At 47.1% G+C, this 17,785-nt stretch carries 21 protein-coding genes, 1 tRNA gene and 1 pseudogene; 15 read left to right on the top strand and 8 right to left on the bottom strand.

Features of this window, described 5'->3' with window-relative positions; genetic code table 11:
- Positions 1–30: 30 nt before the first annotated feature.
- Both VDIS_RS01910 and VDIS_RS01905 read left to right on the top strand, forming a co-directional pair.
- Complete coding sequence (locus tag VDIS_RS01910) at positions 31–1,077, top strand: glucose 1-dehydrogenase (RefSeq protein ID WP_013335517.1); 1,047 nt, start codon at positions 31–33, stop codon at positions 1,075–1,077.
- 165 nt (positions 1,078–1,242) lie between these two features.
- On the top strand, positions 1,243–2,391 hold the full coding sequence (locus VDIS_RS01905) for a mandelate racemase/muconate lactonizing enzyme family protein (RefSeq protein ID WP_013335516.1): 1,149 nt from the start codon (positions 1,243–1,245) through the stop codon (positions 2,389–2,391).
- 6 nt (positions 2,392–2,397) lie between these two features.
- Here the strand turns inward: VDIS_RS01905 and VDIS_RS01900 are convergent, their stop codons facing one another.
- On the bottom strand, positions 2,398–2,868 hold the full coding sequence (locus tag VDIS_RS01900) for a PaREP1 family protein (RefSeq protein WP_013335515.1): 471 nt from the start codon (positions 2,866–2,868) through the stop codon (positions 2,398–2,400).
- Positions 2,869–3,016: 148 nt separating this feature from the next.
- On the opposite strand from VDIS_RS01900, the pseudogene VDIS_RS01895 reads away from it, so the two are divergent.
- From VDIS_RS01895 to VDIS_RS01885, 3 genes and pseudogenes are all read left to right on the top strand, one after another.
- Positions 3,017–3,845 (top strand): annotated as a pseudogene (locus tag VDIS_RS01895) (fumarylacetoacetate hydrolase family protein).
- 24 nt (positions 3,846–3,869) lie between these two features.
- Positions 3,870–4,349 (top strand): PaREP1 family protein, encoded by a 480-nt coding sequence (locus VDIS_RS01890; protein ID WP_013335514.1) that lies wholly within the window; start codon positions 3,870–3,872, stop codon positions 4,347–4,349.
- A gap of 41 nt (positions 4,350–4,390) precedes the next feature.
- Complete coding sequence (locus tag VDIS_RS01885) at positions 4,391–4,867, top strand: PaREP1 family protein (RefSeq protein ID WP_013335513.1); 477 nt, start codon at positions 4,391–4,393, stop codon at positions 4,865–4,867.
- A 25-nt stretch (positions 4,868–4,892) separates the two neighbouring features.
- On the opposite strand, the gene VDIS_RS01880 is transcribed toward VDIS_RS01885, so the two are convergent.
- The 3 genes from VDIS_RS01880 to VDIS_RS01870 form a co-directional block, all read right to left on the bottom strand.
- Positions 4,893–5,381 (bottom strand): mannonate dehydratase, encoded by a 489-nt coding sequence (locus tag VDIS_RS01880; RefSeq protein WP_052885740.1) that lies wholly within the window; start codon positions 5,379–5,381, stop codon positions 4,893–4,895.
- A 102-nt stretch (positions 5,382–5,483) separates the two neighbouring features.
- Positions 5,484–6,164 carry an aldehyde ferredoxin oxidoreductase N-terminal domain-containing protein gene (locus tag VDIS_RS01875; RefSeq protein ID WP_013335512.1) on the bottom strand — a complete coding sequence of 227 codons (681 nt, stop codon included), beginning with the start codon at positions 6,162–6,164 and terminating at the stop codon, positions 5,484–5,486.
- Between the two features lie 60 nt (positions 6,165–6,224).
- Positions 6,225–6,701: a PaREP1 family protein gene (locus VDIS_RS01870; RefSeq protein WP_013335511.1), complete on the bottom strand. Its 477-nt coding sequence runs from the start codon at positions 6,699–6,701 to the stop codon at positions 6,225–6,227.
- A 120-nt stretch (positions 6,702–6,821) separates the two neighbouring features.
- On the opposite strand from VDIS_RS01870, the gene VDIS_RS01865 reads away from it, so the two are divergent.
- Complete coding sequence (locus VDIS_RS01865) at positions 6,822–7,283, top strand: nucleotidyltransferase domain-containing protein (RefSeq protein ID WP_013335510.1); 462 nt, start codon at positions 6,822–6,824, stop codon at positions 7,281–7,283.
- A complete protein-coding gene (locus tag VDIS_RS01860) occupies positions 7,280–7,711 on the top strand; it encodes a HEPN domain-containing protein (protein ID WP_013335509.1) in 432 nt (143 codons plus the stop codon). The genes VDIS_RS01865 and VDIS_RS01860 overlap by 4 nt, the downstream gene beginning before the upstream one ends.
- Here VDIS_RS01860 and VDIS_RS01855 read toward each other — a convergent pair.
- Complete coding sequence (locus VDIS_RS01855) at positions 7,708–8,697, bottom strand: molybdopterin-binding protein (protein WP_013335508.1); 990 nt, start codon at positions 8,695–8,697, stop codon at positions 7,708–7,710. The genes VDIS_RS01860 and VDIS_RS01855 overlap by 4 nt on opposite strands.
- A gap of 93 nt (positions 8,698–8,790) precedes the next feature.
- Here VDIS_RS01855 and VDIS_RS01850 point away from each other — a divergent pair, with 93 nt between their 5' ends.
- Together VDIS_RS01850 and VDIS_RS01845 are read left to right on the top strand one after the other, a co-directional pair.
- The gene (locus VDIS_RS01850; RefSeq protein ID WP_013335507.1) at positions 8,791–9,681 is read left to right on the top strand and encodes an NAD(P)-dependent oxidoreductase; all 891 of its coding nucleotides are present in this window, start codon (positions 8,791–8,793) and stop codon (positions 9,679–9,681) included.
- Positions 9,682–9,712: 31 nt separating this feature from the next.
- The gene (locus VDIS_RS01845) at positions 9,713–10,069 is read left to right on the top strand and encodes a hypothetical protein (RefSeq protein ID WP_013335506.1); all 357 of its coding nucleotides are present in this window, start codon (positions 9,713–9,715) and stop codon (positions 10,067–10,069) included.
- Between the two features lies 1 nt (position 10,070).
- On the opposite strand, the gene VDIS_RS01840 is transcribed toward VDIS_RS01845, so the two are convergent.
- Together VDIS_RS01840 and VDIS_RS01835 are read right to left on the bottom strand one after the other, a co-directional pair.
- Complete coding sequence (locus tag VDIS_RS01840) at positions 10,071–11,240, bottom strand: UxaA family hydrolase (protein ID WP_013335505.1); 1,170 nt, start codon at positions 11,238–11,240, stop codon at positions 10,071–10,073.
- Positions 11,237–11,560 carry a UxaA family hydrolase gene (locus VDIS_RS01835; protein ID WP_013335504.1) on the bottom strand — a complete coding sequence of 108 codons (324 nt, stop codon included), beginning with the start codon at positions 11,558–11,560 and terminating at the stop codon, positions 11,237–11,239. Before VDIS_RS01835 ends, VDIS_RS01840 begins: the two co-directional genes overlap by 4 nt.
- Before the next feature lie 517 nt (positions 11,561–12,077).
- On the opposite strand from VDIS_RS01835, the gene VDIS_RS01830 reads away from it, so the two are divergent.
- From VDIS_RS01830 to VDIS_RS01805, 6 genes are all read left to right on the top strand, one after another.
- Positions 12,078–12,578 carry a DUF309 domain-containing protein gene (locus VDIS_RS01830; RefSeq protein ID WP_148678174.1) on the top strand — a complete coding sequence of 167 codons (501 nt, stop codon included), beginning with the start codon at positions 12,078–12,080 and terminating at the stop codon, positions 12,576–12,578.
- Between the two features lie 25 nt (positions 12,579–12,603).
- Positions 12,604–12,682, top strand: a tRNA-Gly gene (locus VDIS_RS01825).
- 71 nt (positions 12,683–12,753) lie between these two features.
- The gene (locus VDIS_RS01820; protein ID WP_013335501.1) at positions 12,754–12,945 is read left to right on the top strand and encodes a hypothetical protein; all 192 of its coding nucleotides are present in this window, start codon (positions 12,754–12,756) and stop codon (positions 12,943–12,945) included.
- 264 nt (positions 12,946–13,209) lie between these two features.
- The gene (locus tag VDIS_RS01815) at positions 13,210–13,938 is read left to right on the top strand and encodes a creatininase family protein (RefSeq protein WP_013335500.1); all 729 of its coding nucleotides are present in this window, start codon (positions 13,210–13,212) and stop codon (positions 13,936–13,938) included.
- Positions 13,939–14,018: 80 nt separating this feature from the next.
- On the top strand, positions 14,019–14,816 hold the full coding sequence (locus VDIS_RS01810; RefSeq protein WP_013335499.1) for a class I fructose-bisphosphate aldolase: 798 nt from the start codon (positions 14,019–14,021) through the stop codon (positions 14,814–14,816).
- Complete coding sequence (locus VDIS_RS01805) at positions 14,813–15,817, top strand: ATP-dependent 6-phosphofructokinase (protein WP_013335498.1); 1,005 nt, start codon at positions 14,813–14,815, stop codon at positions 15,815–15,817. The genes VDIS_RS01810 and VDIS_RS01805 overlap by 4 nt, the downstream gene beginning before the upstream one ends.
- Here VDIS_RS01805 and VDIS_RS01800 read toward each other — a convergent pair.
- The gene (locus VDIS_RS01800) at positions 15,814–17,658 is read right to left on the bottom strand and encodes a glycoside hydrolase family 15 protein (RefSeq protein WP_013335497.1); all 1,845 of its coding nucleotides are present in this window, start codon (positions 17,656–17,658) and stop codon (positions 15,814–15,816) included. The genes VDIS_RS01805 and VDIS_RS01800 overlap by 4 nt on opposite strands.
- Positions 17,659–17,785 lie beyond the last annotated feature (127 nt).

Below are 17,785 nucleotides of genomic sequence, written 5' to 3'. Positions count from 1 at the left end.
CATTTATATAAGCACCCTATACATAACCATATGAAGGCAGTTACAGTCATACCTGGCGTACCGGAATCCCTCAGATTAATGGAGGTCCCTAAGCCAAGCCCTAGCAAGGGTCAAGTCCTACTCAAGCCAATTAGGGTTGGTGTTTGTGGTACGGATAAGGAGATAATCGAGGGCAGATACGGCAAGGCGCCCGAGGGCAGTCAATACCTAATCCTTGGTCATGAGGCTGTGGCTGAGGTTGTGGAGCTTGGTGATGGCGTTGATAATGTGGGTGTTGGCGACATCGTAGTACCAACAGTGAGAAGACCACTTAATTGCGACCTACCCGTGGACTTCTGCCCAGTTGGTCATTACCTTGAGCATGGCATCTGGGGATTGCATGGCCACGCAGCCGAGTACTCGGTCACTGATGCCAAGTACCTGGTCAAGGTGCCGAAGGAGGTCATCGACATCGCAGTGCTTACCGAACCCCTCTCGGTGGTTGAGAAGGGCATTGACATGGCGATGAGGCTTGGGCAATCGAGGTTTGACTGGAAGCCGAAGACCGCATTGATACTTGGCGCCGGGCCCGTGGGCTTACTAGCCACGATGGTACTTAGGCTGATGGGCCTGAGCACAGTAACGACTGCCACGAGGCCACCAGATAGCTTGAAGGCTAAGCTCGTTAAGGAGTTGGGTGGTGTATACGTGGATTCCGCGATTGAGCAGATAAGTGGTGAGTTTGACATAGTCATTGAGGCAACTGGTGCGCCACAGGTGGTTAATGAGGGGTTCAGGCATGTGGCGCCGAATGGCGTGTACGTCTTACTGGGTGTATACCCAAGCGGTGGCTCACTAAATAATCTTGGCGAGTTAATGACCAACGTAGTACTTAACAATAAGGTTATTGTAGGCTCTGTAAACGCTGGGATCAAGCACTTCGAGATGGCGCTGGAACACCTGAGGAGGGCTAAGGAGGAATTCAGTAATTGGCCTGCCAAATTAATAACGAAAAGGGCAAGCCTAAGTAATTACCAGGAGGCCTATACGTGGACGCACGATGATATAAAGACCGTACTAGAGATAATCCCCTCATAAAACTCTCATTATAAACCCTGCTCCCCACTAAAAGGCAAGACAGCGCATATTTTACCACTCAATGCATGGGCATGCGATTTTACGGGAACACAATGCGTATAATGTATAAAATGAGTAAGTATAATAGGTTATAAAGATTCTTATAGGCAATATTGTGGGATTCGTATGAGGATAACCGACGTTACTGCATACGTGGCTAAGGCTTACGTTGGCAAACCCGTCACGGGTTTTAGGGGGTTTTATGAGGATGTTGCTTCAAGGATTAGTCATGGCTTCACGGCGGTTTACGTTAAGGTAGTGACTGATGAGGGGTTGGTTGGCTGGGGTGAGGCGATTGCTAGGGAGGCCCCTGAAGCCGCAGCCTCAGTCATTAATAGTTTATTTAAGCCCATGCTTATCGGCAAAGACCCACTGGACAGCGAAGTCCTCTGGGAACAGCTATTCTCCGCAATGAGGATCCGCGGGCATTATGCCGGTTATTACGTGGAAGCCCTATCTGGGGTCGACCTAGCCCTATGGGACATCAAGGGTAAGTACCTCGGGAAGCCAGTGTATAAATTGATCGGTGGTGCCTTTAGGGATAGGGTCAAGGCCTACGCATCATCCGTACTCTTCATGAGCCCTGAAGACACAGTTAAGGAGGTTGAGAGGTTAGTTCAGGAGGGGTTTAGGTACGTTAAGGTTAAGATTGGTAGGGGCTATGACATGGACAAGGCCGTGATTAAGGCTATAAGGGACTCATTGGGTAGTGAGGTCGAGATTATGGTTGACGCCAACACCGCTTATAATGTGTCCACGGCCATTAAGGTCGGTAGGATGCTCGAGAAGTACGACGTACTTTGGTTCGAGGAGCCTGTACCACCCGACAATATTGAGGCTTACTCAAGGGTTGCCAAGGCCCTTGACATACCTATAGCCGCCGCCGAGACACTATTCACTAAGTACCAGTGGCTTGAGTTCATGATTAAGGAGGCAGTGGACATAGCAATGCCGGACATAGCCAGGATCGGTGGTATAACAGAGGCCATGAGAATAGCGGCGCTGGCAGATGCCTTCGGCATACCCATGACATTCCACGTGGGATTATCGAGAGCCATGTGCAGGGCCGCGACACTACAATTCATAGCATCACTACCAAGCCACATAACCTTCACACCAACGTACGAATACTACTATGTTGAGAGGAATCCACTGGCCTACGATACGACCAATGAACCAGTGGAGGTGTTTAAGGGGGACGATGTGGAAATACCCAATAGGCCAGGGCTGGGTATTGAGATAAATGAGGAGAAATTGAGAAGGTACATTACTTAATAATCATTAGTCACCCTTTAACCTTGCCATGTACTCACTCAGTCTTTTAATAAGTGCAAGGGCCCTATCTCTACGTAAATTAAAGCCACTCCTATCAAGAAAGTTATGGTAAAAATTTGCATGAAGTTTCTCTACGGAGTCAAATAAGGTCCTTAATTCATCGTCATTAAACTCATCAGCGAGCCTCTCAATTATTATTGCATAATCCCTATGACTGAAGTGCTCCCAACCCTTTAATTCGGCAATGGCATTAAGTAACGCCACCACGGCACCCCAATACTTCTCGCCGGCCTGCACAAGGTCATTATCCGCGTATTCCTTCTCAGCCTCGTTAAGTAATTCACTGTGAATCTTCAAATAAATACTTACCCGATCCTTAGGATCTAAATCCCTACTTATTAACTCAGCCAAATAGAGCTCAGGGCTTAAGTCCCTCTTCTTGGCAATCTCACTTAATAATTCCAATAGGCTCTGCATTAGGTAAAGGTAATGGTGGCAGAAAATTAGCTTAACGCATCACGCAATTAAACCATGTTATATATAATGCATAAATGGCTCTGAAATTCATAGTGAATGTATGAAAATCTTCAGACTCATCAACGGTGGTTAGGTAGGGAACTTCGTAATGATTAATGACAGGGTTTACGTATTACTAAGCGACCCAATCACAGCACTAAAACTCCACTCAGAAGGTAAGGAGGTACCACTTGGCCCTGAGGTTAATATCAACGTTAATGAGTTATTGGCTAGGGATTACACGTATAGGGGGCTTAGGTTCACGAAGCCTTACGACCCATTAGAGGTGTGGGATAGCGGTATAGTCTATGAGGTTGCCAGGGCTAGGTATAGTGAGGAGGACGTGGCCATGATAAGAGGAAGGACAATATATGAGCTTGTTTACGATGCGGAGAGGCCGGAGATCTTCTTTAAGGGCACGGCAAATAGGTGCGTTGGCCATGGCGAACCAATAACCATCAGGAGCGACTCTGAGTGGACACTACCTGAGCCTGAACTTGGCGTTGTGATAGACTCAAGCGGTAAAGTATTGGCTTATACAATTAGTGACGATGTATCGGCAAGGGACTTGGAGGCTCAAAACCTACTTTACCTGCCACAGTCGAAGATTTATAATGGATCCTGCGCCATTGGGCCATTCCTAGTGACGCCTGATGAGGTTGGTAATCCATACAACTTAACCATCAGCATGAGGATAATAAGGGGTGGCTCAGTAATATTTGAGGGTAGCATAAGCACGTCTAAGATGAGGAGGAAAAATTGAGGAACAAATAAAGTATTTAATCAGGAATAATACTGTTCCTGACTGAACATTACTATCAACAGGGACAGCAATAATACCACCAAGACCCATAACCCTAATTCATGGCGACATAGTCGAAATATCAATAACAAAGCTAGGGACGCAAAGAACGCCGGTGATAAAGTTAGGTAAATAAAAATAGGGATTTAAAAATTGCATAATGGAAATACCCGAGGAGTTAATTAAGGCGGCCGAGGAAAAGGGTATAGACATAATTGATCTCTTAATAAGCGCCATTGGCAGGAGCGACCCATCAACCGCTATTAGGATTAGGCTTGAACTCGCCGAGAAATATCTAAATGAGGCTAAGGAATATGTGAGGAAGGGTGATGCCGTGCAAGCCAGCGAGAAGGCATATAAAGCCGCTGAGGAGTGCATCAAGGCTCTAGCCGAGAGATATAATATACCTGAGCACCAGCAGGCTATTAAGGAGGGTCGGTGGTACACGTATCTACTCGGCATGGCTAGTAACACCCTTGCCTCAATACTTGGTGATTGGGTTGCGACGGGTTGGGCAGCTGGCTACGTACTTCATGTCTGGGGCTTTCATGAGGCTAAGTTTAGCGTGGGTGACTTATCGAATTACCTAAGGCTCGTTGAAAACCTAGTAACAAACACCAAGAAGGCCCTCGGGACCTAAGGATTTAATTTAACCTGCACCGACTATACTGCTGAGTATTCATGGAGGTTACAAAGCCCTGGATAGACGCAAGGAGGTACCAGGAGGATAGGTTCAGGGAGGCGTTCTACGAAGCCGAACTTGCCGAGAGATTTCTTCAGAATGGGTTATTAAGAAATGCGGCTGGTAAGGCATTTCAGGCTATTAAGGCCTACGTAGCCGGGCTAGCCGTTGATTATAGGGAGGAATTAACGAAGCATTATCCAGGTGTTAGGAGGTTGGGTCCGAATAAGGTGGTTGATAGGGTTGATTGGTTAATAGCCGTTATGCCAAGCTCAAGGCTCAGGGAAGTGGCCTCAATAATAGGCGATAAGGAGCTCAGGCTCTACGTAGAAATAGCTCTAAATTTGCACGAATTTCAGTACAACGGTCTTGATAGAGATAGCGAAGTGTCGAGGTACTCAAGCGAGGAATTGGTAAGGAAGGACGTAGTCGAGGTTATTAACTTCATAAGGGATAGATTGAAGAATAGAATTTAATAAATTTTAACAACTTAATACCTAATCATTTATTCATTTGCTTAGCCACGGCCGTGAACAAACCCTTAATATAACCAATCGTGTAGAGCCTACCGAGGTAATTATAGCCCGCGGCACCCAATTCGGTGTCACCCTCAAGAGTTGGTGTGCGATCAACCCTTATATACCATTCATGACCTATCTCAAGCATCGCCCTGGCGGCTCCGACTAGGTCAGTCTTACCCTCACCAATTAATGTCTCAACAAAATTATACCTATCACCCTTCACATCCCTGAAGTGGACGAAGTAAATCCTATCCTTCAACCTCCTAACGGCTCCAGGCACGTCATCAGTCATGAGCGTGAAATTACCCATGCAGAAGGTAATGCCATTATGCTCGCTCCTAACAAGGCTAACCAACTTCTCGAAGGACTCAACACTATTCATGATCCTAGGCACACCCCTAAACTCAGGTATTGGCGGATCATCAGGATGCATAGCCAGGTAAACACCCCTCTGCTCAGCAAGCGGCACGATATACTCAAGGAAATTCTTCAGATTTTCCCAAAGCTTATTTGCATCATGCCGTACTCCTTAACGAGCCTATGCGGCGGCGCACCCTCAATGTCCTTATAACTAAAGCCACCAATGTACATACCTCCTCAATTCCTCAGAATATGCGTACTCAATGGGCCTAGTACCTTTAACAACAATAGCCTTTAGGTTCTTACTACCCATGACAGCGCCACCGCCAGCCCTACCGCCAATACCCTCCTCATTCGCTATCGTCGAGAACTCAACCAAGTGCTCCCCAGCGGGTCCAATGGCTAACGCCTTAATTGACTGGTCGTTAAGGTCCCTCCTTAGGGCGTTCACAGTCTCTATTATATCGAGACCCCAGTACTTACCGGCATCCCTAATGTCCGCCTGCCCCTCCTCAATGTATATGTAGACCGGTTTCTCGGCCCTGTCCATCACAACCACGGCATCAAGACCAGCCCTCTTCAATTCATACGCAAACCTAGTGCCCACGTGGGTTGAACCCCATATCCCAGTCAATGGCGATATGAACCCTATAGACACCCTACCACTCTGTGGGATGATATCACTCGTTAAAGGCCCGGATGCGAACACGAGAATGTTTGATGGGTCAAGCGGGCCCTTTATCTCCCTGAAGCGCTTGTAAATTATGTAAGCGGCGAGCCCTTCACCACCAAGCACCTTATCATAAACATCCTCCCCAACGGTCTCCACCCAGATCTTACCATTACTTAAGTTAACGTATAACACCTTCCCAACCCAACCAAATAATGCCACGGCTATGTCATTTAATGACCAACCTTAAAAATGCTTTATTTTACATATTTAATCCCAAATTTAATGCGTTAATAACTTCTCGGCCTCCTTAACCATTCTCTCAACCTCATTGACATAACCAACTATGTCATCAGCGCTCAACTTGGCCTCGTGGAAACCCCAGACATGAAGTAGGTATGCACTACTCCAGCCGTTTAATACCCAATTACCTAATGTCCTTGATAGCTTACTAGCTGCGGAACTTAATTGATGGGTATACCACCTGCCCTCCTTAATTGCTTGCTGATACTCGGGTATGTTGAATTTCTCGGCCAAGGCCTTAACAACCTCCTCAGCCGCCTTATATGCCTTCTCACTGGCCTGTATTGAATCACCAGTGTTTAGCCTTTCCCTAGCTTCTGTAATAAATTTTCTGGCCAACTCAATCCTTAATCGTATTGACTCTAATGGATCCTTGCTTCTACTCCTTATGGCATTTATTATTAAGTCCTCAACATCTATGCCACGTTCCTCAGCCATTCTAATCAATTCCTCCATGTCATTCATTAATAGTTTGTACCTAAACTTATAAAGCGTTCTTCCTAAGACCATGCCTTAAAATCATTAGCCGGTAGGGCCGTAAGGGATTTTAAGGATTAGGTCAATAATATCGCGATAATGATTAACTGCCAAGCCGTCATCAATGACGTGAGGGCTAAGCTAAGCAGGTTAGTGGGTGGTAGTTTCATGGCCGTGCTCCTCTTTGGTTCCCTGGCCCGTTGTGAGGCTGATGAGTATAGTGACGTTGATTTACTGGTGCTTCACAGCGGCTTGGGTAGGATCGACCGTGTTAAGCGGAGGAGGGCTGTTTACCTGGCCATTAGCGCCCTACTTCGTGATTATCCATTGACAGTCATTGATATGGACATTAACGAGTTCCTCAACCCAGGTATTATCACGCCATTATTACTAAACATTTACTGGGACGCCATGGTCCTCCTGGACAGGACAGGCAAATTGAACGAATTCCTAGAACAAGTTAGGCGCAGGATAGTTGAGAGCGGCCTCAGGAGGATTAGAGATGGTAAAGCCTACTATTGGGTATTGCCAAAGCCCCTAGAGAGGGTTAGGATAATATGATAGACCCAATGAATGAAGTTAAATATAGATATGAGTTAGCTAACGAGCATTTAAGTAGGGCCGAGAGGTATTATGAGCTTGATGATTGGGCCGGTTGTGTACATTCTTCACAATTGGCGGTTGAGAATTTTGCGAAGGCCATTATTGCGATTTACCAGGTACCAACATGGAGCCACGATCCATTAAACCAATTAATGAGCATCATAAGTCAAGTACCAGGTAGTGTTAAGGAGTTGATCATTGAATTAGCCAGGATGAGCCATGAGTTAGCTGCTGAGCATGCACGCTCGACCTATGGTGAGCCGACGGCTGGCTTAACACCTGGAATGATTTATAACCGTGAGATTGCCGCGAGGGCTTTGTCCATGGCGCATAGGGCTAGGGACATAGTGACTAGCGTATTTAATGCACTTGGCATTACCGTTTAATGATGGGGCCTGTAATTCGGCAGTATTCCTCCGTGGCCCATTGCAGCTATTTCCTCCCTACTTGGTATTAGGTCTGCCATTAGTCTTGGTAGGAATATGTCAATGGCGTTGTAGTCGCTGTAGTATATTCCTCCGGCGGAGATTGCGAGTATTGGTGTATTATCGAGCATGGCTATCATGGTCATTGTGGTCGGTTTAATGGGCACTCCATAGGCTATGACCCTAGCCCCGAGTCTCCTTATTGCATTTGGTGTCTTATCCGTTGGGTCCACGGACATACCACCTGTAATCACTATGGCCTCCACACCATTGCTTATGGCTTCCTTCACGGCATTCATTATTTTATCCTCGTCATCAGGCACCACTGTGTTGAATGTCACTTCCCAGCCGTATTTATCGGCCCTAGCCTTAATCACTGGGTAGTAAAGGTCCCTCTTCCTACCCTGGTAAATCTCAGTACCCGTGATGACAATGCCAATCTTCCTCCTCCTAAACGGCACGACACTAATTAAATTCCTATACCTCAGTAATTCCTCAACCTCGCTCCTCCTCATGCTGAGCGGTATCACGTCAATAATACCAACCAATTCATCCTTAACAACACCACTCATGCCCTGCCTAGTAATCAGGAGAACGTTACCACCCAGGTTTAGCTCGGTTAAGCCGTGTATATCGACCTTAAGCACACCATTAACGCTGGACATGATCCAAGCCGAGCCCTGCCTAGCTGGTTTGATGTACGTATTCTCCCCAGCCACCGCCCTAGCCACTGTTTCGGCAATCTCCCACTCATACATTAAGTCGCTCGATTCCTCATTACCCTCAACCCAGACAAAGTAGACGCCAGAGTCCTTCAGCTTCTCAACATCATCCCTAGTGATCACGTGGCCCCTGGGCAGTAATACCGTTGCCCCATCCCTACCCACGTAGGTCGTGTCATAGCCAAGCACCTGCCCAATCGCATCCTCAACCCTAACAAGCCTCACATTACCGACTTATCAAATGCGCCTTTAAATAATGATTCCATTTAAACAAGTTATAGGCAATGATTATTAAGTGGTGCACCTTGAATTACCTGTATGGAGAGACTTAGGGTGGGTTTCATAGGGCTTGGTATAATGGGTAGTGCCATGGCCATGAACATCCATAAGGCCGGCTTCCCACTAATTGTTTATAACAGGACCAAGTCAAAGACAGAGCCCTTCGCAAAGCTCGGTATTCCCGTCGCCGAGAGCCCCAGGGAGGTTGCTGAGAAATCAGACGTCGTAATTGACATGGTTACAGACGCGCCGGATGTGGAGGAGGTCCTGCTGGGCCCTAATGGTGTTGTCCATGGCGCCCACCCAGGGCTTATAGTCATTGACATGAGCACGAACTCCCCTGACCACGCCAGATACTTCGCCAGGGAGTTGGGTAAGTACGGCATTGAATTCCTAGACGCACCGGTGACGGGCGGCGATATTGGGGCTAGGCAGGGCACATTAACAATAATGGTCGGCGGTAAGTATGAGGTCTTTGAGAAGGTAAAACCAATACTCCAGGCAATGGGTAAGACGATAATATACGCCGGCGATGTTGGTAATGGGCAGATGCTCAAGCTTCTCAATCAAATAGTCGTTGGTATTGACATGCTAGCCGTAGCCGAGGCAATGGCACTCGCCAGGAAAGCGGGCATCGACATGGAAAAGTTATTCACAGTACTATCCACCGGGGCCGCAAACTCATTCACAGTACAATACTACATGCCGAAGATGATGAAGGGCGACTTCGAACCAGGGTTTAGGGCTGCCCACCTAAAGAAGGACTTAAGGTACGCCCTCGAAACCGCCAATAGGCTCAACGTGCCACTCCCAGGCACGGCATTAACACTACAACTATACAACGCCTTAGTAGCCAAGGGGCTGGGTGAGAAGGGGACTCAGGCCTTGTTGAAGTTATATTACGAGATGGCTGGTATTAGTGATGGGTAGGTTTAAAAGTTGCCGTATCAATGCGTATTTGATGGGTATTGTTAGGGTTAAATTTAGGGTTTATAATCCAGCGGACATGAGTAGGTACGTTGATGTTGATGGAATTGTGGATACTGGGGCTGTTTACTCTGTAATAGCATCGTCATTCCTAAACTCAATAGGGATCAAGCCACTTGAGAAAAGGAGGTTCTTGGCCTTTGGTGGTTATGTTGAGAGGAATGTTGGTGGTGCGATCATTGAGGTTATGGGTAGGAGGGGTGCCGTAACCGTGATCTTCGGTGAGGAAGGGGACATTAATGTGCTTGGGGTCACTGCGTTAGAGGCGCTGGGCCTTGAGGTTGATATAGTTAGGGGGACGCTTAAGGAAACTGAACAATTACTACTTTGATTTAGAATGATGGTATTATCTTGTGTATCACGAACTCCCTAAACCCGAGCAATTCAGCCCTCGTCGGCTTGCCCCTGGCCACGTCAATTATGAGCTTGAACAATCTCTCACCAGCCTGTTCAATGGTTTCCTGGCCGAGGGTCACGGTGCTTGCATCGAAGTCTATGTTCTCATGCATTTTCTTAGCCGTGTATGGGTTTGCCGTGACCTTAATCACGGGTGCTATTGGGTTACCCGTTGGCGTCCCGCGGCCGGTGGTGAATACGACTAGGGTGGCGCCGCCAGCCACCATGCCGACCACGGACATTATGTCGTAACCAGGTGTGTCCATTATCCATAAGCCCTTATCCCTCACCTCCTCGGCATAGTCAACAACACCCTGTATTGGCCTGGAACCACCCTTAATTATGGCGCCTAAGGACTTCTCCTCAATTGTCGATAAACCACCAGCGATATTACCCGGCGATGGCTGTGTACCAACCAGGTCAACGCCGTAGGACGCGGCTAAGTCAACCCACCTCTTAACGACCCTAACTATTTTATCACCAACCTCCTTAGACACAGCCCTCTTGGCAAGTATATCCTCGGCACCGATCATTTCAGGGGTTTCGGAGAGTATTACTGTGCCACCGAGATCAACTAATTTATCAGATGCATAGCCAACAACCGGGTTAGCCGCTAACCCGGAGGTTGCGTCTGACCCTCCGCACTCAACGCCCATGACTAGGTTTGATACGTCAACCTCCTCAGGCCTCTGCGAAAGCACCTCCTCAGCCATCTTCCTAAGTAACGTAACACCCCTCTCAATCGCCGCTGGGGTCCCACCATCAACCTCCTGAATTACGACCTTCTCCACAGGCTTACCCGTCTTCTCAATCTCCTTGACCAAATCATCAGCTTGAATCTGCTCACATCCAAGGCCAACGACTAGGACACCGCCCACGTTTGGATTCTTAGCCATACCAATCAGCGTCCTCTTAGTAATTTCAAGGTCAGGCTCAAGTTGACCGCAACCGAATGGGTTCTCAATAGCCACGGCGCCCTGCACCTGGTCGGCAATTCTGCGGGTTACGAAGCTTGAGCACACGACAGTCGACATCACGAGCAAGTAATTCCTAATACCAACCTTACCATCCGGTCTCACATAACCAAGTATTGTTGGCCTGCTCATGGATTACCACCCCTACAGACGCTATGAACTGCCGTTAGGCTCTCCACGTTATGAACATGGACGTGCTCACCAACCTTAATGTCACGCTTAGCCCTACCAATCACATGACCGTACTTAATAACATAATCACACATGCGAATATCCCTAATCGCGAACTTATGCCCGAAGGGTATATCATTAAGTAACCTAACCCTGACCCTTGAGCCACCAATTATTAACTCAACATCCTCACCAGCCCTCAAATCCCTAAGGGCAACCGCAACATTATCACCTGGATTAAGCACCACCGCAGGTGCGCTCCTTACGACTACAGACTCCATACGAAAATAAAAGTCAGCGATGCTTTATTTTAATGTTATAACTAACTAGCTAGAATTAACCAGTTTTGCCTAATTGTCGATGTGTGCAAGCTTAATACGAGCACGCTCATAAGTATGGTATTATGCCCTAATAGGTACGTGTATATTTCATAAGAAAAATATATGGAATTTCGTTTATGAAGTTTCTGTATAACGTCAATATAGGTCGTAGTCTTATCAGTCGTTGTGATATTCGCATTTCTAAGCGCACTGGCTGTCTTCGGCTTTATAGGCTTAAGCATAGTTAAGCGACTTATTATTCACGTTAGTGGCAATAGATACCTTCATACCCTATGAGGTGGTTGCGGTACCTTATAGTTAAGATTGTGGTATTCCTAGCTTACTTAATATTTACGGCGGTTTAATATCTACCTAAATATAAAGGGATTAAAAATACCATAAAGTTTCACTAATCATTAGGGTATTATTAATAACGAAAAACCCGGGATTCAAACCAGAGGATAGAGAAGCATTATTTATGAACCTGCGTAAAGCAACAAAGCTAAAGATAATAAATATTAGGATTGCGAGTAGTCACATCGAGATTGACTTAAACGTCGATAATAACGATTATGTATACATAATAGAGAACTTGGGATTTAAAGTAATGGACACCGTAAAAATTGACCTGGAGGAGGATGAGAAATATAACGAGGAATACGCAATTAAGAGGTATATCGAGCTATTCAACGAGGAGAGGTTTTGGGAGGCCCATGAAGTGCTTGAAAGGGTATGGCGTAAAAATAGGGACGAGGGTATACAGGGATTGATAATATTGGCGGCAGCCTTCGTGAAAATCCAGGAAAACAATCCAGAGGCGTTTAAGAGATTAATCATTAGGGCGAGGGAGTTAATCATGAAAAACCAAATACCCTACATAAACAAGGAGAAGCTACTGAGAAAAATGGATAATGCCCTACTACTAACGAAGCCCTTTAAGATCGAGAGGGAAGACCTGGGATCAATACAAAAAGCTTAAAACCCAAAACAGCGTGTTTCAAACCGCGGCCGTAGTCTAGCCTGGTCTAGGATGGCGGCCTGCCGAGCCGCAGAACCCGGGTTCGAATCCCGGCGGCCGCACCACGGGTTGTTCTATCCTTTATTTTACGTTCTAGTTTAATTAAGTTGAGTTTATTCAGGAATGTAGTTAACTAATGATTTTTAGGAGGTCGATACGTGCTGGCGATGTGGTTAGAGTTGTTAGGGAGTCGATACTTGACAGATGTAGTGTTTATGATAGGAGGGCCTTTGTTAGGATCCCCTATGCTAGGTTGACGCTTTGTAAGGAGCATTTTATTGAGTTTGTTAGGAGAAGGATTGTAAGGTTATTGATAAGTATAAACTGATTAGGGGTGGTGATACCGTCATGGCATCCATCTCAGGTGATAAGGATAGTTCCACAATGCTTCAAGTACTCTTCCTGAGCTTAGGAAAGACCTTAAGTTCGACTTAATCGCATTGCATGTTGACCAGGAAATACCGAGTTATTCAGAGGTTTTAGTGATGCGTGTCCCTGGAGTGGCATTGGGTCTGCATACTAGGGAGGTTGTTAGGGTGAGGATCCGAAACTTAAACACAGGTTTTTAATAGTAATGCATTAACGTTACTGCGTGAGGATATTGGAAATAACACGTGATGAAGTACCTAAGGATCCTTTAATCATCGTGCCGGTCGGATCCATAGAGCAACACGGGCCTCACTTACCCCTGGGCACCGACTCAATAATCGCTAATTATATCGCCGCTGAGGTTGAACGCAAAATGCAAAATAAGGCCTTGCTCTACCCGTTAATTGCTGTTGGCTCCTCAATGGAGCATGCGGGCTTCGTGGGCACAACGTGGGTTCGCTTTGAAAGCCTAATCCACTACCTTCTCGACTTTATCGAGAGCGTATCTGCGTGGAGCCCTGTTGGGATTGTGTTTGTTAATGGGCATGGCGGTAACGTTGATGCACTAACCATTGTTGTTAAGGAGTGGAATTACTCAAGGGTTAGGCCCAGGGCTTATCATTATTACATATATAATAAGAGGGTCGTTGATTACATAACGAGGTACTTCCCATCCTTTGGGCATGCCGATGCTGTTGAGACATCATTGATCGCCGCAATAAGTAAGGACCTTGTTAGGTGGGATAGGGTTACTGATATTGAGGTTAGCGGTAACATAAACATTTTTAGGACTATTGACGTTAGTGAGACGGGCGTTATTGGTTCGCTACGTAGGGACCTCGTAAGGCCTGAGGTTGGTTCCGAAATACTTAGATTCATTGTTAATGACTTACTTGAGCAGATTCAGGTTATTTACGGTATTACAATTGGTAATGAGGGTAATAATGCCTAAAGGTGGTGTAATCATTATACCCAACAACACATTTCTAACATTCACACATTAAATATGGGTTTTAACAAACGAAGTAATTGATGGCAGGTTTAATCGAGAAGTTCCTGAAGGTATTCGCGAGGAGGGGTAGGTCAATAATACTTGCTTACGACCACGGTATTGAGCATGGACCAACGGACTTCCTCGACAACCCAGACTCCGCAGATCCTGAGTACATACTTAAACTGGCACGTGAGGCTGGCTTTGACGGCGTCGTTTTCCAGAGGGGTATTGCGGAGAAGTACTATGATGGCAGTGTGCCGCTCATTGTTAAGTTAAATGGTAAGACGAGCCTATACAATGGTGAGCCAATATCAGTGGCTAATTGCACGGTTGAGGAGGCCGTGAGCCTTGGCGCCTCCGCGGTGGGTTACACGATATACCCAGGCAGTGGTTATGAGTGGAAGATGTTTGAGGAGTTGGCTAAGATAAAGAGGGAGGCTATTAAGTTTGACATACCGCTGATTGTTTGGTCGTACCCAAGGGGTGGTAAGGTCACGAACGAGACTGCGCCGGAGATAGTGGCCTACGCGGCGAGGGTGGCCCTTGAGCTTGGTGCCGATGCCATGAAGATAAAGTACACAGGTGACCCAAAGACCTTTGCCTGGGCCGTCAAGGTGGCGGGTAAGGTCCCAGTGTTAATGTCTGGTGGTCCTAAGACGAAGACTGAGGAGGAGTTCCTGAGGCAGGTTGAGGGTGTCCTTGAGGCCGGCGCCGTTGGCATTGCCGTTGGTAGGAATGTGTGGCAGAGGAAGGACGCGTTAAAATTCGCTAGGGTTCTTTCGGAGATCGTGTATGGTGGTAAGAAGGTTGCTGAGGTGTTAGGTGAGGTCGGATGAAGGTGGGTATCCTCACGGGAGGCGGTGATGCACCGGGACTTAACATAGCCGTGTACACGCTGACTAAGTTATTAGAGGGGAAGCACGAGGTTTACGCAATATTCCATGGCTGGAGGGGTATATTGGATAAGGAGGTTAGGAGGGTCACGTCTAGGGACCTAATAGATTTCGCATTCGAGGGTGGCACGTTCATTAGGACATCAAGGACCAACCCATTTAAGGATGAAACTAGGGCTGAGGTCTTTGCCAGAAATTTAAGGGAGCTTGGTTTAGACGTGATTGTGGCGATTGGCGGTGACGATACGCTGAGCGCAGCGGCCCAGACCCAGGCAAGGGGTTTAGCTAATGTGGTTGGTATTCCGAAGACGATAGACAATGATGTATATGGCACTGACTACACAATAGGCTTTGACACGGCGGTTAACGAGGCCATTAAGGTCACTGAATCCTTCAAGACTACGTTGATATCCCATGAGAGGGTTGGTGTTGTTGAGGTCATGGGTAGGGAGGCCGGTTGGATAGCCCTATTCACTGGTTTAGCCACGATGGCGGACTTCGTCCTGATACCCGAGAAGCCTGTTAACTGGGACATCGTTGCTAATAGGGTTAAGGAGGTTTACAAGGATAGGAGGTGGGCGTTGGTCGTGGTCTCCGAGGGTATTAAGGAGTATGGTGGGCCTAAGGACGAGTTTGGACACTCGAGACTTGGTGGTGTTGGTAATGAACTTGCCCAGTATATAGAGAAGGTCACGGGTCTCGAGACCAGGGCAGTGATTCCAGGCCACATTATTAGGGGTGCACCACCAACCGCGTTTGATAGGGTGTTAGCCGTTAGGTTCGCCACGGAGGCCTTCAACGCGATTGAGGATGATGACTTTGGTAAGATGGTTGCTTATAGGGGTGGTGACATAGTCAGGGTGCCAATAACGGAGGTCCTGGGCAAGAATAGGCTGGTTAGTGGTTATTGGATAAAGCTTTATGAAACATACTGGGGACCTTAGGCACAATGTTTCCTCCTCATTATGTAAGCCCTTAAATACTCCGCATGACTCCAAACAAGTGGGGTTACGGAAACCGGTAATCCCTTAAACGGGTCAACCTGCTCGGGCAGTAGGTTCGTGGGTGTCTTTACCCTATTGACCCAGCTCATCAACTCCTTAGCCCTATAACAATCACCCTTAGCCATGTAGTACTGGGCAACCCAGAGTGTGGTTATTATCCACGGATTACCAGGAATACCACTATAATCACCGGGAACCCTTTGATAATAATCACCCTCATAACGGGCGACACCCCCTACGGGCTTAACCCAAAGCCTATCCATAATAACCTTAACACTGCTCTCAAGCATGGGTTCGTACACGTCGAACACATTGAATATGTATACACCCATTATGCTCGCGTCGACTGTCCTATCAACCTCCGTTATTTTACCATCATCGATCCTGACAAACCTGTAAAACACGCCCCTCTCCCTATCGAATAGGTAATTCCTAATGGCCTCTCGAATCTCCATGGCAGCCTCCTCCCACTTACTGGCGCTCTCATACTCACCAAGCATCTTAGCCAGGTTGCTCGCCGCAAGTAGTCCGGCGTATACTGAGGCTGCGGTGTACGTATGCACGCCGAGTCTCTCCTCCCATAGGTCATAGGATTCAAGGGGTAGTTTCAGCTTCTCATCCCTGAAATTAACCATGAAGTTCGCGGCCCTGGCTATCACGTCATAGACCTCCCTAAGCAAGTCGTAATCCCTCGTCCTCTGGAAATAGTGCCAGAAGGCATAGATCACGGTTGCGGTCTCATCCTCCTGAATGTTCAGGGACCTCCTACTCCTGACAGTCCATGGATGCCACGTCGAGCCCCAGGTACCACTCGGATTATACTTCTGGAATAGGAAGCCCTCACCACCAAACAACCTAAACACAAGGGAGTAGAAGCGCTTCGTGAATGTGTAGTAACCCGCCATGTCTAACGCCATTGCAGCGAACGCAGCATCCCTAGGCCATAGGTAACCGTATGTGTCCAGGTTAAACTTTATTATTGATGTGTCCAGTGAGGCGGGTATTGAACCATTAACACCCACATGCCCAAGCAGAACCACAATGCTTTGAGACGCCAACTCATCATCGCTGTACTCCGCAGCCACATTACTCCAGTAATTCACTGACCTGCGGAAGTAGGTCTCCACGTTCCTCCTATCCCTAAGCTCAATTATCAGTCTCATAACCCTCTCATAATTATCCCCAGCCACAATGAAGTAATAGAACTCGGGGCTTGCTATGGATATTGCGGAGGCCACGGAGCCCTGGGCTATTGGGTTCTTACTCAATATACCATCCTCACAGTCAGGCAGGACCACGTTAAGGTCCCTCCTACCCGTGGTGTATTCATAGATTGGGTTCGTGGATGCAATGCCAAACCATGTAGTTCCTTTATAGTGAAATACGGCGTCCAGCGATGGGTCGTAGAACGCAGTGTCGCCGGCCTCATAATCATTTAATTTAAAGTCATGGTAGAAAATAACCCTGACAAAGCCGGGTCCCCTAATGGACACGTGCCTAACCAGTACGGGCTGCGGTATTAGTACCGTATCCTCCATGTGAATGTCAAGCCCATCCCACTGGGCATGAAGCTCTGCCTTTGAACCCGACAACCTAATCCCCTTATTACCAATGCCCTCAAGCCACGTGAACCTACCATCATGCCAAATACCAATTTTAAACCTGCCACCGAAGGAGTGGTGATGGTGCTGACCGAGTAATGGATAGTAAATGTCCCTTATGTAATAATTCTCGTCATATAATACAGCCAATGAGCCGTTACTGAGGAATACCGTCCTCATCCGCATAATTTTAATTAGAGGAGAATAATAAAGTATTTTGTTCGGAAAGCCTGGCAAATCAATACTGAGGCCACGAGGCATTAATTGATGATGCCCATGAGAATTTGGGCGGGAAGAGTCGCCGCAG

The organism is Vulcanisaeta distributa DSM 14429 (genome assembly GCF_000148385.1).
In the GTDB taxonomy this organism is placed as follows: domain Archaea; phylum Thermoproteota; class Thermoprotei; order Thermoproteales; family Thermocladiaceae; genus Vulcanisaeta; species Vulcanisaeta distributa.
The sequence above is the reverse complement of the archived record's forward strand: the minus strand, read 5'-3'. Positions and strand labels throughout refer to the sequence as shown.

Excerpts from the sequence above, each read along its gene's own strand:
- VDIS_RS01910 (WP_013335517.1), top strand. The coding sequence starts at position 31 with ATGAAGGCAGTTACAGTCATACCTGGCGTACCGGAATCCCTCAGATTA.
- VDIS_RS01905 (WP_013335516.1), top strand. The coding sequence starts at position 1,243 with ATGAGGATAACCGACGTTACTGCATACGTGGCTAAGGCTTACGTTGGC.
- VDIS_RS01900 (WP_013335515.1), bottom strand. The coding sequence starts at position 2,868 with ATGCAGAGCCTATTGGAATTATTAAGTGAGATTGCCAAGAAGAGGGAC.
- VDIS_RS01890 (WP_013335514.1), top strand. The coding sequence starts at position 3,870 with ATGGAAATACCCGAGGAGTTAATTAAGGCGGCCGAGGAAAAGGGTATA.
- VDIS_RS01885 (WP_013335513.1), top strand. The coding sequence starts at position 4,391 with ATGGAGGTTACAAAGCCCTGGATAGACGCAAGGAGGTACCAGGAGGAT.
- VDIS_RS01870 (WP_013335511.1), bottom strand. The coding sequence starts at position 6,701 with ATGGAGGAATTGATTAGAATGGCTGAGGAACGTGGCATAGATGTTGAG.
- VDIS_RS01865 (WP_013335510.1), top strand. The coding sequence starts at position 6,822 with ATGATTAACTGCCAAGCCGTCATCAATGACGTGAGGGCTAAGCTAAGC.
- VDIS_RS01860 (WP_013335509.1), top strand. The coding sequence starts at position 7,280 with ATGATAGACCCAATGAATGAAGTTAAATATAGATATGAGTTAGCTAAC.
- VDIS_RS01850 (WP_013335507.1), top strand. The coding sequence starts at position 8,791 with ATGGAGAGACTTAGGGTGGGTTTCATAGGGCTTGGTATAATGGGTAGT.
- VDIS_RS01845 (WP_013335506.1), top strand. The coding sequence starts at position 9,713 with ATGGGTATTGTTAGGGTTAAATTTAGGGTTTATAATCCAGCGGACATG.
- VDIS_RS01840 (WP_013335505.1), bottom strand. The coding sequence starts at position 11,240 with ATGAGCAGGCCAACAATACTTGGTTATGTGAGACCGGATGGTAAGGTT.
- VDIS_RS01835 (WP_013335504.1), bottom strand. The coding sequence starts at position 11,560 with ATGGAGTCTGTAGTCGTAAGGAGCGCACCTGCGGTGGTGCTTAATCCA.
- VDIS_RS01830 (WP_148678174.1), top strand. The coding sequence starts at position 12,078 with ATGAACCTGCGTAAAGCAACAAAGCTAAAGATAATAAATATTAGGATT.
- VDIS_RS01820 (WP_013335501.1), top strand. The coding sequence starts at position 12,754 with ATGATTTTTAGGAGGTCGATACGTGCTGGCGATGTGGTTAGAGTTGTT.
- VDIS_RS01810 (WP_013335499.1), top strand. The coding sequence starts at position 14,019 with ATGGCAGGTTTAATCGAGAAGTTCCTGAAGGTATTCGCGAGGAGGGGT.
- VDIS_RS01805 (WP_013335498.1), top strand. The coding sequence starts at position 14,813 with ATGAAGGTGGGTATCCTCACGGGAGGCGGTGATGCACCGGGACTTAAC.
- VDIS_RS01800 (WP_013335497.1), bottom strand. The coding sequence starts at position 17,658 with ATGAGGACGGTATTCCTCAGTAACGGCTCATTGGCTGTATTATATGAC.